Here is a 13,045-nt window from a genome sequence, read left to right as displayed (position 1 = left end):
CCGCATGTTCAAACTCCTGTTTGCTTTACTGAGTGGCGCTATTTTCGGTCTCGGTTTGATGATTGCCGGGATGGCTAATCCGGCCAAAGTAGTGGCTTTTCTCGATATTACCGGTCAGTGGGATCCGTCATTGGCTTTGGTCATGGTGGGGGCGATAGCCGTGGCGGCACCCGCATTCCTTTGGGCGCGTCGTCGGCAGCATGCTTTACTGGGTGAGGAGATGCAGATTCCCACCAACAGACGCCTGGATCGTCGTTTACTGATCGGCAGTGCGTTATTCGGGATTGGTTGGGGAATGGCGGGCATTTGCCCAGGGCCGGCCTGGGTACTTGCCGGAGCGGGATCCTTGGCTGGGGTGCAGTTTGTTGTGGCGATGTTGGTGGGAATGGCCCTGTATGAAACGATGATACTACGGAGAAAATAATGGCAACAGCTAACGCGGTGCTGCGTATTGCACGTCCGACCGACAGGTTACAGGAGATAGCGGCCCTGTACTGCCAAGGGCTGGGTTTCGAACGGCTGGGTGAGTTCGAGGATCATCAGGGATTTGACGGCGTGATGGTTGGGCATCCGGAGCATGGTTACCACCTGGAATTCACTCACCATCGCGGTGTCAACGTGGGGCAGGCGCCGACGCAGGACCATCTGCTGGTGTTTTATTTACCGGATGAAAAGGCGTGGCTGGCAGGATGCCAACGTATGTCGGCCGCCGGTTTTAGGCGCGTTGCGGCATATAACCCCTATTGGGATGTCAACGGGCGGACATTCGAAGATCTGGACGGTTATCGGGTAGTGTTACAACAACGGGCGTGGGAAGCATAAAAAAAGCCAGCGCACCGGGCGCTGGCTGAAGGGTTAAGCGAAACCGTTATCAGGCATTGGTTGCCGGTTTCTGTGCGCTTTTACCCTGGGTATTTTCCAGCATGCGGCGGATCGGTACGATCAGCAGCGTCAATACTGCGGCGCAGATCAACAGCGCAATAGAGCAGCGGGCAAACAGGTCAGGCAGCATTTCCAGTTGGTCGGCTTTTACATGGCCACCAATCAGGCCTGCGGCCAGGTTGCCCAGCGCACTGGCACAGAACCACAGGCCCATCATCTGGCCGCGCATTCTTTCTGGCGCCAACAGCGTCATGGTTGCCAGCCCGATTGGGCTAAGGCACAGCTCACCCAGTGTCAGCATCAAAATACTGCCAACCAGCCACAGCGGGGATACACCTGCGCCAGCATTGCCCAGCACGTTCTGTGCTGCCAGCATCATCAGACCAAAACCTGCCGCGGCAAACAGAATACCGATAACAAACTTGGTGATGCTGCTCAGGCGCACTTTATTGCGTGCCAGAGCAGGCCATGCCCAGCTAAACACCGGGGCAAGCAGAATAATGAACAGCGCGTTGATTGACTGGAACCACACCGCAGGGATCTCGAAGTCGCCAATCATACGGTTGGTGTAGTCGTTGGCGAACAAGTTGAACGATGTTGGTTTCTGTTCGAAAGCGGACCAGAAGAACGCCGCAGATACCAGCAGAATAAAGCACACCAGCAGGCGCGCGCGTTCTTTGCGACTAAGGCCGGCAAACACGAACAGGTAAATAAAGTACAGGGTTACCGAGGCCGCGATGACGTATACCAGCATGCTGGCTACGGCGACAGGGTTAATCACGATGATGCCTTGGGCAATCAGGGTAACAACCACGGCGACGCCGATGGCCAATGCAATCAACCAGGCACCAACGCCATTTTTCTTGGTTACAGGGCTATTCCAGGTTGAGTCCAGGCCAACTTCGCTGTCATAGCGTTTCATCGCCGGTACCGCAAAGACGCGGAAGATCACCAGTGCCACCAGCATACCGATACCCCCGATGCCGAAGCCCCAATGCCAGCCGTGCGAACGAATCAACCAGCCAGAGATCAACGGGGCGATAAATGAGCCCATGTTGATGCCCATATAGAACAGCGAGAAGCCACCGTCACGGCGATTGTCGCCTTTTTTATACAGGGTGCCCACCATCACCGAGATACAGGTTTTAAATAAACCGGAACCCAGCACGATAAACATCAGACCAATGAAGAACAGGTTATTGCCCATGATGGCGGACAGGGCGATCGACAGATGACCAAGGGCGATCATAATCGAGCCGTACCAGACGGCTTTTTGCTGGCCAAGCCAGTTATCTGCTAACCAGCCGCCCGGCAGGGCGGCAAGGTACATACTGCCGGCGAAAATACCCACAATTGCCGAGGCATTTTCACGTGCGAGACCCATACCCCCGTCATAGACCGTCGCGGCCATAAACAGGATCAGTAATGGGCGAATACCGTAAAACGAGAACCGCTCCCACATTTCTGTAAAAAATAGGGATCCCAGCGGATAGGGATGGCCGAAGAATGTCCGACTTTCTTGTTTATTAACAGAGGATTGCATAACGTCTTCCCAATAAAATGCGCTGCATTGATGCAGCTTATACTGTGGTATGTATGTGTATTTAAGGAAGGTGACCCACCCAGTGCGGATTACCCGACAAAACCGCGGCCGCAGCGCCCGTTAACCGTGGAAAGCGCGTTGGTCTTTTTTCACTTGGCCAATGGTTTACATTGGGCGTGATATTATTTAACCATTTGATAACTGGATGATGGTTTTGTCTAGTCCCTGTATCCCATTTTTTAGATGAAAAGTCGACAAACATCTACTTTTCTGGTTTTTATGTTGGTTGGGAAAGGAATGTTATTGACAGGCGGTTTATTGCGCTAAAAGTTTATTATTTGTTTAAAAACAAATAATTAAAACGTGATTGTGTTTGTTGTCGTTGCAGAAGAGACTGCATGGGGTATCAATACTAAAAGTAGGGTAAACGGGCCATCGACCCATTTAGGTGAGGGAGTTGGTGATAAATACAGCTATTGCTCTTCCTGCAGGGTATCTTCTCTCATTCGTGCCGGACGCCGTTGTAAACACCACCAGGAATAAATGGCGTTGAATAGCACCACCAAAGCAGTGACGCAAAATACCGTACGGAAGCCATAACTGGCAGATACTGCTGCCCCTAACAGCGGACCGCTGACGTTGCCGATGTCGCGGAAAGACTGGTTATAGCTAAATATCCGTCCGGCGACCTGGTTGGTACAGTTGTAGATCAGCAGTGTTTGCACAGCCGGTAATAGCGCGCCGTCGGCAGCGCCAAGCAGGAAGCGTAATACACCCAACTGCCATGGCGTTTGCACAAAGGCCATGGGGATCAGCAACAACACCGAGACGATCAGCATAACGACCAGAATGCGTTCTGGACCGATCCTGTCACCCAGTTTGCCCAGACGGGGGGCACTCATCAGCGCGGCGACGCCCGGTACCGAGGCGATCAAACCGCTGACAAAGGCCAGGTTATGAATATTGCCAGCTAAATCGCGGACATACAGCGTCAGAATAGGTGCAATGGACCCGGTGGCAATTTGAATAATCATGGTTGTGACAAACAGACTGAGGATCAGCTTGGGGCTTTTCAGCGCAGCGAACACCTGCCGGGCGTGCAGCATGTCCTTTTTCTGCACTGGGGTGAATTGTTCTTTTACGCACAGCAGCGTCAGGATAAAGCAGACCAACAGCACGGCAGCAGTGATATAGAACACAGGCCGCAATCCGTACTGATCGGCTAACAGACCGCCGATCAGTGGCCCAATCAATGCACCGCTGACGCCGCCTGTCGATAGCGTGCCCAAGGCCCACCCGCTGCGATTTCTTGGCACCTGCGTGGCAATTAGCGCGTTAGCATTGGGAATAAAGCCGCCGAGGAGACCCAGAACTGCTCGTAGCGCCAAAAACTGCCATATATTTTGCGCCATTCCCATCAACAGCATCACAATCGACATCCCCAACGCCGAACGTAGCAGCATGAGCTTACGCCCACGGCGGTCAGCCAATCCCCCCCAGAATGGGGAGGCAATTGCAGAAAATAGGAAGGTAATACTGAATACCAATCCAGACCACATATTCAGCGCTTCGTGACCGGTTACACCAAGGGTTTCTACATAAAGCGGAAGGAAAGGCATGATCAGGCTGAATGCGGCGCCGGTGAGGAAACACCCTAGCCAGGTGACAAAAAGATTGCGTTTCCAGTTGATGGGGTCTGGTGCCGAAGCCATAAGTGCCTGCTGCTGAGGAGGACGCTTTGCTTTTGTGTGGAGGCAAGGAGCAAAGCAAAAAAGTTAGCCTGGTAAGTATGCGCTTAATTATAGACGGCATCAATTGATGTGGTGGGGGATGCGAGGAAAATGAAATAAAGTTTTAAAAATAGCGTATTGGCAATATTCCGCGCTGTGCGCGCGGAAAAAGCCTATTTAAAGCCCAGCGAGCTGTTCGAAACCCTTGGACGTGGTCGAGAGGGCGACATCGGTAATCTCATAGTGGGCAACGGCATTGAAGGGATCTTGCGCCACAATGGCATCCAATTGCGAACGTTCGATGCCTTTCACCAGGATTACACCGCCGGTACGTGGGTTCTTGCGGCCGGAGGCGATAAAGGTGCCGTCCTCGAAATATTTCTTCAGCCAGGCGACATGCCCTTCAAGGTGACCGTCCACTTCTGCTATCGGGCGGTGGTAGGTGAGGTTAACGATGTACATAACAACTCCAGGATGAGCGACAAAGGCTTACCATCCCACCGTTGCCGACGTTTCTCAAGATCTGCGGTATAAAAAACCCGCCAAACGGCGGGTTAGGGGTCAATAGAGAGAAGGCTCGCCTTCCGGCCGGGTTTTGAAGCGGCGGTGTAGCCACATGTATTGATCCGGCGCCATCAGGATTTCCTTCTCTACCACTTTATTCATAAAAGCGGCAGCTTCGAGCTCATTATCCAGCGGGAAGTTTTCCACCGCCGGCTGCATAATCAACTCATACCCTTTTGCATCGGGTAAGCGGCGTGGAGTAAAGGGAATAATGGCAGGTTTACCCATCCGTACCAACACGTAGCTACCCGTGGTGGTGGCGGCTTTTTCCACGGCGAACAGGGGAGCAAACACGCTGCTGCGTGGGCCGTAGTCGTGATCTGGGGCGTACCAGATGATGTCACCTTGTTTCAGCGCCCGGATCATACCTTTGACGTCTTTACGGTCCAACATGGACTTGTTGGAACGCATACGCCCCCAGGTCTGTAGCCAGTCCATCAGTTTGTTGTCATGCGGCCGGTAAACCCCGATGCCCGGATTGTGAATACCAAATATACGGGCACCCAGTTCCAGCGTCAGAAAATGCAGACCGATCAGCAAAACCCCCTGATGGTTATCTTTCGCCTTCTGAATATGTTCCAGTCCACTGACCTGGAACCAGCGCTCGATTCGCCAGTTTGGCCAAAACCACGCCATACCGGTTTCAAATAGCCCCATACCGACAGATTCAAAATTCTGCACAACCAATGCATCGCGCTCTGCCTGCGGCATGTCTGGGAAACACAGCACCAGGTTACGCTGAGCAATCGCCACTCGGCGCTTAAGAAAGCGCATGGAGAAACGACCCAGCGAGGTGCCAAGGCGATAGATGACGGGGTAAGGCAGCAGGACCAGCAAATAGAGCAAACCGATGCCGAACCAGGTAAGCCAGTAGCGTGGGTGCAATAAAGAGCGATTAAAAGAAGGAACTTGAGTCATGTGTTCTCAGCTTAGAAGCAGTCATTTGACAATAATAACAGAGTAATACCAGGGGCCATCACCCAAAGGCAATTTTGCCAGGCATTCTTTTTCTGCCGTTTATAACCAACTATTGTGACATTTTTCTCACGCAACGTGAAAAGGCACCGCATTAAAACATCATTTTCGGTGATGAATCGATATCAATTGATGAATAATCCGACGATACCGCTCGAAAGGACAAAGCCTGTCAGCGACAGATGCGTATCATCCCGCGCAATTATTTAGGGGGTATTATGTTGGCATCATGGATAAGTGTAGGGCTGCTGGTCACGGGAACGCTGTTGGGCAGCCTTGGCGCACACCTCCAGTTTAACCCTTTGCTGGTCACGGCAGGAATCGTCCTGTTGGCGGGAATAGTGACTTCCGGGTTTACTGAATGCCGGGGTGGCCACTGAGCATCCACCCCGGATTTATCAGGCGTTTTTAAACAGACCTTTCAACACATGTGGTTCTGAACGCCAGTATTGCGGTGGTGCGCTGACTTTCTCACCCAGTTTCGCCGCGGCATGCCATGGCCAGCGTGGGTTGTAAAGGATGCCACGCGCCAGTGCGATCATATCTGCCTGCCCGGTAGCGACAATCGCTTCCGCCTGTTCTGGCTCGGTGATTAGCCCTACCGCAATCGTCGGCAAACCGGTTTCCCGCTTGATGGTTTCGGCGAAAGGGACTTGATAATTAGGTCCAACCGGGATTTTTTGCAGCGGTGACGTCCCCCCGCTGGACACATGAATGTAGTCACAGCCCAGCTCTTTTAGCGCTTTTGCCAGCAGCACCGACTGCTGCTCATCCCACCCTCCGTCAACCCAGTCACTGGCAGAAATACGTACACCGAGCGCCTTGTGCGCCGGAAAGACTGCACGCACGTCGTTGAAAATCTCCAGCAACAGGCGCATGCGATTTTGCAATGAGCCACCATACTGATCGTTGCGCTGATTGGACAGCGGTGAAAGAAACTGATGCAGCAGATAGCCGTGCGCGCCATGCAGCTCAATCAGTTCAAAACCGAGTCGGTCCGCACGTTTTGCCGACGCAACGAACTGCGCTTTGAGCTGTTCAATCTCTTCCAGACTCATTGCCACCGGTTTTTCATCCTGTGGGGCAAAGGGCAGGGTCGAGGCAGACAATGTTTGCCAGCCTCCGTTTGCGGCGCTGAGTTGTCCACCGCCAGCCCAAGGTACGGCACAGGAGGCTTTGCGCCCTGCATGGGCAAGTTGAATGCCTAACGGCATGGTGGCGTGTTTTTTTACCGCGTTCACCACCTCAGCCAGTGCGAGTTCGGTGGCGTCATCCCATAAACCGAGATCGCTGGGCGTGATACGGCCTTCGGGAGCTATCGATGTGGCTTCCACAATCAGCAGGCCGGCGCCGGATAATGACAGGCTACCCAGATGCATGGTATGCCATTGTGTTGCTTTGCCGTTGTCGGCTGAATATTGGCACATTGGCGCGATAATAATACGGTTGGGCAAATTCAGTTTCCCCAGCGCAATCGGGGTAAATAACTGACTCATAATGTCCTCCAGGTCCGTGGTAAATAGGGTGGGTAAGATCTCCTTAGGCTTATCGGGATTCGTGAACAACGTCAAGTTTTCGCACTCAACAGCGCCAGCGGGTTAATGCTGTGTTGAGCCGATTTTTCGGGTATTATGTGCGCCGCGCGTGGGCCAGCGGCCTGCGCGCGTTCAAATCAGTCACCTCCCGAAAGACAGGAAAGTACACCATGCCAGTGTTACATAACCGAATTTCTAATGAGGAACTGAAGGCGCGCATGCTGGCGGAAACCGAGCCGCGCACTACAGTTTCTTTTTATAAATATTTCACCATCGACGATCCTAAGGCGTTTCGTGACAGCCTGTATGTCCAATTCGACAAGCTAAAGGTCTTCGGCCGCATTTATGTGGCTAAAGAAGGCATCAATGCGCAGATCAGCGTGCCGCAAAATAAGTTTGAGGCGTTTAAGGCCGCGTTGTTTGCTTCGCATCCGGCACTGGACCAGGTTCGGCTGAATATTGCCCTAGAAGACGACGGTAAATCCTTCTGGGTATTGCGCCTGAAGGTGCGTGATCGCATTGTCGCTGATGGTATTGATGACGAAAGCTTTAACCCGGCTAACGTCGGTGAGTATTTGCAGGCCGATCGCGTTAACCAAATGATTGACGACCCGGATACGCTGTTTGTGGATATGCGTAACCACTACGAATACGAAGTCGGCCACTTTGAGAATGCCATCGAAGTGCCTTCAGACACTTTCCGTGATCAATTGCCAATGGCCGTTGAAATGCTGCAGGACAATAAAGACAAAAATATTGTCATGTACTGCACCGGCGGTATCCGTTGTGAAAAAGCCAGTGCCTATATGTTGCATAACGGCTTTAAAAACGTCTATCACGTAGAAGGCGGTATTATCGAGTACGCACGCAAAGCAAAAGAGCAGGGGCTGCCGCTGAAGTTTGTCGGCAAGAACTTTGTGTTTGACGAGCGTATGGGCGAGCGGATTTCTGATGATGTGATTGCCAACTGCCACCAGTGCGGTGCTGCCTGTGATACTCACACCAACTGCAAGAATGATGGCTGCCATTTACTGTTTATTCAGTGCCCGAGTTGTGCCGCTAAATTTGAAGGTTGTTGCAGCGAGATCTGCCGCGAAGAGCTGAAGTTGCCGCGTGAAGAGCAGCGTGCACGCCGTGCCGGCCGTGAGAACGGCATCAAGATTTTCAATAAGTCGAAAGGGTTATTGCAGACCACGATGCATATTCCTGCACCGGAAGAAGATAAAGGCTCAGCCAGCTGAGCCCTAACAAGCGCGGCAGTCTTGCCGCGCTTTTGCATTACTTCGCGCGAACGCCTTCCACGGAAATAATCAGCTCTACGTCCTGAGACGCCGGGCCAAGATCGGTAGTGATGCCAAAGTCTTTCAGTTTGATCTTACCGTTGGCTTCGAAGCCTGCGCGGTATCCACCCCATGGGTCGTTACCCTGACCGATCAGCTTGGCGTCCAACGTAACCGGTTTGGTCACGCCGTTCAGTGTCAAGTTGCCGACAATCGCATAGCCTTCGCCGTTCTTTTTCACTTCAGTGGATTCAAATTTGGCCTGTTTGTTCTTTTCCACATTCAGGAATTCTGCACTGCGCAGGTGTTTGTCACGCTCAGCGTGGTTGGTATCGACGCTGGCAGTGTTGATAGTGACGTTCACCTTGTCTTTGGACGGATCTTTATCGTCGAAAGTGAAACCACCGTCAAAATCCTTGAAAGAGCCGTACAACCAGCTGTAACCCAGGTGCTGGATGCGGAATTCGATAAAGGCGTGCTGACCTTGTTTGTCAATTTTGTAGTCAGCAGCCAGTGCGGAACCGGCGCTCAGCAGCAGTGCGCCTGTCGCCAGGCCCAGTACGGTTTTCTTTAACATAGCAATCTCCATAAATCCAAAGGTTAATCGGCGCTGCTACCCAGCATCCGTTTCAAAGTAACATCACGATCAACGAAGTGATGTTTAAGCGCAGCCAAACCGTGCAGCACTGAAAGCACTACCACGGCCCAGGCCAGGTAAAGATGAACAGTGCCGGCGGTATCGGCCTGTTCCGCCATGCCAGTGACGGTGGCAGGGACGTCGAACCAGCCGAAAACGCTGATAGGCTGGCCATCGGCGGTAGAAATCAGGTAGCCGCTAATCAGGATGCTGAACAGCACCACGTAGAGTGCCAAATGCGCCAAGATTGCACTAACACGCGTGAAGCGACTGTAACTGGCCAACGGTTTAGGGGGCGGTGAAACAAAGCGCCAAATCACTCTGATCACCATGATGACAAACAGCAGCGTGCCGATGCTTTTATGGATTTCCGGTGCCTGGTGATACCAGACATCATAATAGCCAAGCGTGACCATCCATAGACCAAGGGCAAACATGCCGTACACCGCCAGCGCAACCAACCAGTGGATCAGCACTGAAATATGGCCAAACCGGTTCGCGGTATTTTTCCAGAGCATCGCGTTTCCTTACATTCCTCATTTTCTGGCTGCAATAATTAAACTTTAAGAAACATAAAATCAATAATAAATTTAACTATGTTACTTCTTATTAATATCAATCAGTGGATTTGGTTAAGATAGCGATAAGTCAATCAGTGAAATAGTTGGAGTTAATAGATGCTGTGGTAAATTAATTTTTTGTTATGGTTTGAAAAATAACGAATTTATTTATTATTGTCAGCTTTTGTCATTTTGCGTAAATATGCTGAGAGGTTTTGACAAATAAACCCTAGTCAAGATTGCCAACTATTTCCAGGTGATGTTTTGAAAAAGGGTATTTTCTATCCAACCTGCAATACCCGTGCTGCGCTGAGGCAGAGTTTGCTAACATAACGGGTATCTGGTGGTCCGTCGGGCCAGCGCTATTAACGCAAGGAAATGTCATGGGCCGAACAGAGTCGACCGATCGCAGCCTGCGCCTGGCCATTATGCTGGCGATGGTGGTGATTATTCTCGCGGGTGTCAAAGCCGCAGCGGATGTCGTGGTGCCATTCTTACTGGCGGTATTCCTCGCTATGGTACTGAATCCGCTCGTGACGCAGCTTGAACGTTGGCGGATACCGCGTGTGTTGGGCGTGACCTTGTTGGTGGTCGCCGTTGTCATCATATTGATGTTGTTCATCGGAATATTGGGTGCCTCGCTAAACGAATTTGCCCGCTCGTTACCGCAGTACCGCGGCATGATGATGGAAAAGCTGGGAGAGCTGCAGCATTACGCAGACCGCGCCAATATCACTATTTCTACCGAGGCAATGTTGCAGTATGTCGATCCCAGTGCGGCCATGAATATGGTTACCCGCCTGTTGAGCCGTTTTTCAGGGGCAATGACCAATATATTTCTGCTGTTGATGACAGTGGTATTTATGCTGTTTGAAGTACAACTCTTGCCTTACAAATTACAGCAAGCGCTCGACAAGCCGAGTGAAGGTATTGCCAATATTCAGCGTGCACTGGATGGCGTTACCCGTTATTTGGTGATCAAAACGGTAATCAGTTTGGCAACGGGCGTTATTGTCTGGGGGTTCCTGGCTACGGTCGACGTGCGTTTTGCGTTTATCTGGGGACTGCTGGCGTTCCTGCTAAATTATATTCCCAATATCGGCTCGGTGATTGCCGCTGTTCCTCCTTTGGTCCAGGCTTTGCTGTTTAATGGTTTTGGCGATGCACTGGTGGTGGCTGCGGGTTTTATCGCCATCAACCTGGTGATTGGTAATATGTTGGAACCGCGCGTTATGGGGCGGGGGTTGGGGCTGTCGACGCTGGTGGTCTTCTTGTCTCTGATTTTCTGGGGGTGGCTGATGGGGCCAGTGGGGATGTTGTTGTCGGTGCCACTGACCATTATTACGCGTATCGCACTGGAGACCACCGAAGGCGGGCACAAATTGGCTGTAATTCTCGGTGATGGGCAGCCAGTAAAACAGGTTACTCCGGAGTAAAGAAGATTTTCCCCTGCGTTTTGCTGTCGGCGGCATGCTGCAGCGCCAGTTTATAGTGCCGTAGGGGATAGACTGCTGCTGGGGGCTGCAGGGTCAGTTGGCCGCTACGGACCAAATGAAAAAGCTGCTGGAATGCAGCTTGCCACTGAGTCAGTGTGGCTTGTGCATTCCACTTGCGCAGATGAAACAGTGAGGTACGCAGCCGCAATTGCTGAGCAATACGTTGCCAGTCAACCTGTTGGCCACTGAGTAACCCCAAGGCGACAAAATCACCGGAAGGGCCCACCGAACGTGCCAGCTGTAAACCCTCCTCACCACCAACACAGTCGATCGCTGCCTTCGCGGTATGGCCGGTCAGTAGCTGTAACTCATATTGCTGCAACAAACTCTTTTCGTAGACTCGCCATGCACCGGCATTCAGTAACGCCTGTCGATGTGCCGTATTGCGTACGACCACAATCAATTTGATACCACGCAGCGCGGCCAATTGGCAAAACAGAAAGCTTATTGCCGATCCCCCAGCGTTTAGCAACAGGATGTCGCCAGCATTCAGTGACAGCCACTGTGTCAGCAATACCCAACAGGTGAGTGGGTTGATATAGATTTGTGCTGCACTGGCATCATCAATATCATCCGGCACCCAGACGACCCTGGCTTGTTCAATCGTGACACAGGTTTGCCAACTGCCATCACCCATGATCGCCAGCGCCCGCCTATCGGTAGAGTGACCATGAGAATCGATAGCAACGCCCATGCCTTCGTAGCCGGGTACCTGAGGCAAGGCGGTACGGTGTGCATACTGGCCGTGGATTGGGATCAGATCAGAGGGGTTGATCGGTGCATAATGCATCCGTAAACGCAGGTGGTTGGGCTGGTGCGCAGGAAGACGAGTGTGTTCCAAATCAATGACTTGCTCAGGGTTGCCAAAACGGCTAAAGCACAGGCGCGGAAGGGGAGATGGCATGCGTTTAAGCGATAAAGAAGAAATAGACGTCCAGCACCAATAACACCAGCCATAGACAGAGATACAGCACCAGATGTTCGCGCACGTTGTTGACGATCGCCGACAGTATTTTGTTTAACATTCTTAGAGGCCACAAGGTAAGGACGGGCAGATTATAGTATTTTTGCGGCCGGCGTTCATACTGTCGCGAGAACAAAACGTGGGACAGAGGCATACCTCAAGATTAACAGCAGCCTGCTATCGCAGGCTTTGGTTACACCGCCATCAAAGACAGTGGCATAGCGCTCGAAGGCACGCTTGGCGGATAGAAGTAGCGCAGCACGTTATACAGTGAATAAAATTCCAGCCGGTTGCGGGCGTTGATTTTCTCTGTGATATGACGTTTGTGAACGTAGACCGTATGCGAACTGATTTGCAGTTTTTTCGCGATGCGGTAATTGGGCATTTCAGCCATCCAATGCTTCATTACCGTCAGCTCCTGTGGGCTGAACAGCGAATGTTCAACGCTGCAGTCCATCAGTGACACCGGCTTTTCGCGCATCATGCGCAAGGTCACCGGCAGAGTGGCTTTATTGAACAGAAATGCGTGGTCGGCGATACGCATTGGCGTTTCGCTATAAGGGTAGGGGGTATCCAGATAAATAAACAACAGTGCCGATGATGTAGCATCAATAAAGGCCTGAAGTTGGGCGTCATCTTCGCTATGGCGGCACTGTTTGGTCAGGTTCACCAGAATGTGGCTTGGCCGGTAGTGATCCAGCAGGGGGGTCGCCTGTTCAAGGCTGTGGCAACATTTTACCTGGGCGAAAACATTGTCAGTAAAATAGTTATCTATTCCGACCCGAGTGAAGCAGCATTCGTCCACGACAAGCAGTTTCATGGTGACGTCCTTGTTGATCGAAGAATTACTATGGCATATCAGCTGTAAAATAGAACTTA

Annotated in this window: 15 protein-coding genes; 5 read left to right on the top strand and 10 right to left on the bottom strand. The window is 51.9% G+C overall.

Annotation, left to right across the window (positions count from 1 at the left end; genetic code table 11):
- Positions 1–4: 4 nt before the first annotated feature.
- Entirely contained in the window at positions 5–424 is a 420-nt protein-coding gene (locus tag AC2FC2_RS03945; RefSeq protein WP_209632709.1) for a YeeE/YedE family protein, read from the top strand.
- Complete coding sequence (locus tag AC2FC2_RS03940; RefSeq protein WP_265554987.1) at positions 424–822, top strand: VOC family protein; 399 nt, start codon at positions 424–426, stop codon at positions 820–822. The genes AC2FC2_RS03945 and AC2FC2_RS03940 overlap by 1 nt, the downstream gene beginning before the upstream one ends.
- Positions 823–871: 49 nt before the next feature.
- Here the strand turns inward: AC2FC2_RS03940 and AC2FC2_RS03935 are convergent, their stop codons facing one another.
- The 4 genes from AC2FC2_RS03935 to AC2FC2_RS03920 form a co-directional block, all read right to left on the bottom strand.
- Positions 872–2,425 (bottom strand): peptide MFS transporter, encoded by a 1,554-nt coding sequence (locus AC2FC2_RS03935; protein ID WP_265554985.1) that lies wholly within the window; start codon positions 2,423–2,425, stop codon positions 872–874.
- Between the two features lie 473 nt (positions 2,426–2,898).
- Entirely contained in the window at positions 2,899–4,137 is a 1,239-nt protein-coding gene (mdtG, locus tag AC2FC2_RS03930; protein WP_209632712.1) for a multidrug efflux MFS transporter MdtG, read from the bottom strand.
- A 195-nt stretch (positions 4,138–4,332) separates the two neighbouring features.
- On the bottom strand, positions 4,333–4,617 hold the full coding sequence (locus AC2FC2_RS03925; protein ID WP_490658781.1) for a YciI family protein: 285 nt from the start codon (positions 4,615–4,617) through the stop codon (positions 4,333–4,335).
- Positions 4,618–4,716: 99 nt separating this feature from the next.
- On the bottom strand, positions 4,717–5,637 hold the full coding sequence (locus AC2FC2_RS03920; protein WP_037423910.1) for a Kdo(2)-lipid IV(A) acyltransferase: 921 nt from the start codon (positions 5,635–5,637) through the stop codon (positions 4,717–4,719).
- Positions 5,638–5,912: 275 nt separating this feature from the next.
- On the opposite strand from AC2FC2_RS03920, the gene AC2FC2_RS03915 reads away from it, so the two are divergent.
- Positions 5,913–6,074, top strand: a complete 162-nt coding sequence (locus AC2FC2_RS03915) for a histidine kinase (protein ID WP_209632714.1) — start codon at positions 5,913–5,915, stop codon at positions 6,072–6,074.
- Positions 6,075–6,092: 18 nt separating this feature from the next.
- Here AC2FC2_RS03915 and AC2FC2_RS03910 read toward each other — a convergent pair whose 3' ends face one another.
- Positions 6,093–7,190: an NADH:flavin oxidoreductase/NADH oxidase gene (locus AC2FC2_RS03910; RefSeq protein ID WP_265554980.1), complete on the bottom strand. Its 1,098-nt coding sequence runs from the start codon at positions 7,188–7,190 to the stop codon at positions 6,093–6,095.
- A 209-nt stretch (positions 7,191–7,399) separates the two neighbouring features.
- On the opposite strand from AC2FC2_RS03910, the gene trhO reads away from it, so the two are divergent.
- A complete protein-coding gene (gene trhO / locus AC2FC2_RS03905; protein WP_209632716.1) occupies positions 7,400–8,470 on the top strand; it encodes an oxygen-dependent tRNA uridine(34) hydroxylase TrhO in 1,071 nt (356 codons plus the stop codon).
- Positions 8,471–8,507: 37 nt separating this feature from the next.
- Here the strand turns inward: trhO and AC2FC2_RS03900 are convergent, their stop codons facing one another.
- Both AC2FC2_RS03900 and AC2FC2_RS03895 read right to left on the bottom strand, forming a co-directional pair.
- Positions 8,508–9,086 (bottom strand): YceI family protein, encoded by a 579-nt coding sequence (locus AC2FC2_RS03900; RefSeq protein WP_265554978.1) that lies wholly within the window; start codon positions 9,084–9,086, stop codon positions 8,508–8,510.
- A 23-nt stretch (positions 9,087–9,109) separates the two neighbouring features.
- Entirely contained in the window at positions 9,110–9,664 is a 555-nt protein-coding gene (locus tag AC2FC2_RS03895) for a cytochrome b (protein ID WP_404759838.1), read from the bottom strand.
- 425 nt (positions 9,665–10,089) lie between these two features.
- Here AC2FC2_RS03895 and AC2FC2_RS03890 point away from each other — a divergent pair, with 425 nt between their 5' ends.
- Entirely contained in the window at positions 10,090–11,142 is a 1,053-nt protein-coding gene (locus AC2FC2_RS03890) for an AI-2E family transporter (protein ID WP_490658780.1), read from the top strand.
- Here the strand turns inward: AC2FC2_RS03890 and AC2FC2_RS03885 are convergent.
- The 3 genes from AC2FC2_RS03885 to AC2FC2_RS03875 all read right to left on the bottom strand — a co-directional run bounded on the left by AC2FC2_RS03885 (position 11,129) and on the right by AC2FC2_RS03875 (position 12,986).
- Entirely contained in the window at positions 11,129–12,106 is a 978-nt protein-coding gene (locus AC2FC2_RS03885) for a zinc-dependent alcohol dehydrogenase family protein (protein WP_490658779.1), read from the bottom strand. The two genes, AC2FC2_RS03890 and AC2FC2_RS03885, sit on opposite strands and share 14 nt — an antisense overlap.
- A gap of 4 nt (positions 12,107–12,110) precedes the next feature.
- Positions 12,111–12,227, bottom strand: a complete 117-nt coding sequence (locus AC2FC2_RS03880; RefSeq protein WP_209632721.1) for a DUF2770 family protein — start codon at positions 12,225–12,227, stop codon at positions 12,111–12,113.
- Between the two features lie 132 nt (positions 12,228–12,359).
- Positions 12,360–12,986 (bottom strand): helix-turn-helix transcriptional regulator, encoded by a 627-nt coding sequence (locus AC2FC2_RS03875; RefSeq protein WP_209632722.1) that lies wholly within the window; start codon positions 12,984–12,986, stop codon positions 12,360–12,362.
- Positions 12,987–13,045: the final 59 nt, after the last annotated feature.

This window comes from Serratia sp. CoH_122_TC_1 (assembly GCF_058191755.1).
Note: the sequence above shows the minus strand (reverse complement) of the source record. Positions and strands in the feature narration are given on the sequence as shown.

What these genes read in the sequence shown, in the direction of transcription:
- AC2FC2_RS03945 (WP_209632709.1), top strand. Translation starts at nt 5, where the DNA reads ATGTTCAAACTCCTGTTTGCTTTACTGAGTGGCGCTATTTTCGGTCTC.
- AC2FC2_RS03940 (WP_265554987.1), top strand. Translation starts at nt 424, where the DNA reads ATGGCAACAGCTAACGCGGTGCTGCGTATTGCACGTCCGACCGACAGG.
- AC2FC2_RS03935 (WP_265554985.1), bottom strand. Translation starts at nt 2,425, where the DNA reads ATGCAATCCTCTGTTAATAAACAAGAAAGTCGGACATTCTTCGGCCAT.
- mdtG (WP_209632712.1), bottom strand. Translation starts at nt 4,137, where the DNA reads ATGGCTTCGGCACCAGACCCCATCAACTGGAAACGCAATCTTTTTGTC.
- AC2FC2_RS03925 (WP_490658781.1), bottom strand. Translation starts at nt 4,617, where the DNA reads ATGTACATCGTTAACCTCACCTACCACCGCCCGATAGCAGAAGTGGAC.
- AC2FC2_RS03920 (WP_037423910.1), bottom strand. Translation starts at nt 5,637, where the DNA reads ATGACTCAAGTTCCTTCTTTTAATCGCTCTTTATTGCACCCACGCTAC.
- AC2FC2_RS03915 (WP_209632714.1), top strand. Translation starts at nt 5,913, where the DNA reads ATGTTGGCATCATGGATAAGTGTAGGGCTGCTGGTCACGGGAACGCTG.
- AC2FC2_RS03910 (WP_265554980.1), bottom strand. Translation starts at nt 7,190, where the DNA reads ATGAGTCAGTTATTTACCCCGATTGCGCTGGGGAAACTGAATTTGCCC.
- trhO (WP_209632716.1), top strand. Translation starts at nt 7,400, where the DNA reads ATGCCAGTGTTACATAACCGAATTTCTAATGAGGAACTGAAGGCGCGC.
- AC2FC2_RS03900 (WP_265554978.1), bottom strand. Translation starts at nt 9,086, where the DNA reads ATGTTAAAGAAAACCGTACTGGGCCTGGCGACAGGCGCACTGCTGCTG.
- AC2FC2_RS03895 (WP_404759838.1), bottom strand. Translation starts at nt 9,664, where the DNA reads ATGCTCTGGAAAAATACCGCGAACCGGTTTGGCCATATTTCAGTGCTG.
- AC2FC2_RS03890 (WP_490658780.1), top strand. Translation starts at nt 10,090, where the DNA reads ATGGGCCGAACAGAGTCGACCGATCGCAGCCTGCGCCTGGCCATTATG.
- AC2FC2_RS03885 (WP_490658779.1), bottom strand. Translation starts at nt 12,106, where the DNA reads ATGCCATCTCCCCTTCCGCGCCTGTGCTTTAGCCGTTTTGGCAACCCT.
- AC2FC2_RS03880 (WP_209632721.1), bottom strand. Translation starts at nt 12,227, where the DNA reads ATGTTAAACAAAATACTGTCGGCGATCGTCAACAACGTGCGCGAACAT.
- AC2FC2_RS03875 (WP_209632722.1), bottom strand. Translation starts at nt 12,986, where the DNA reads ATGAAACTGCTTGTCGTGGACGAATGCTGCTTCACTCGGGTCGGAATA.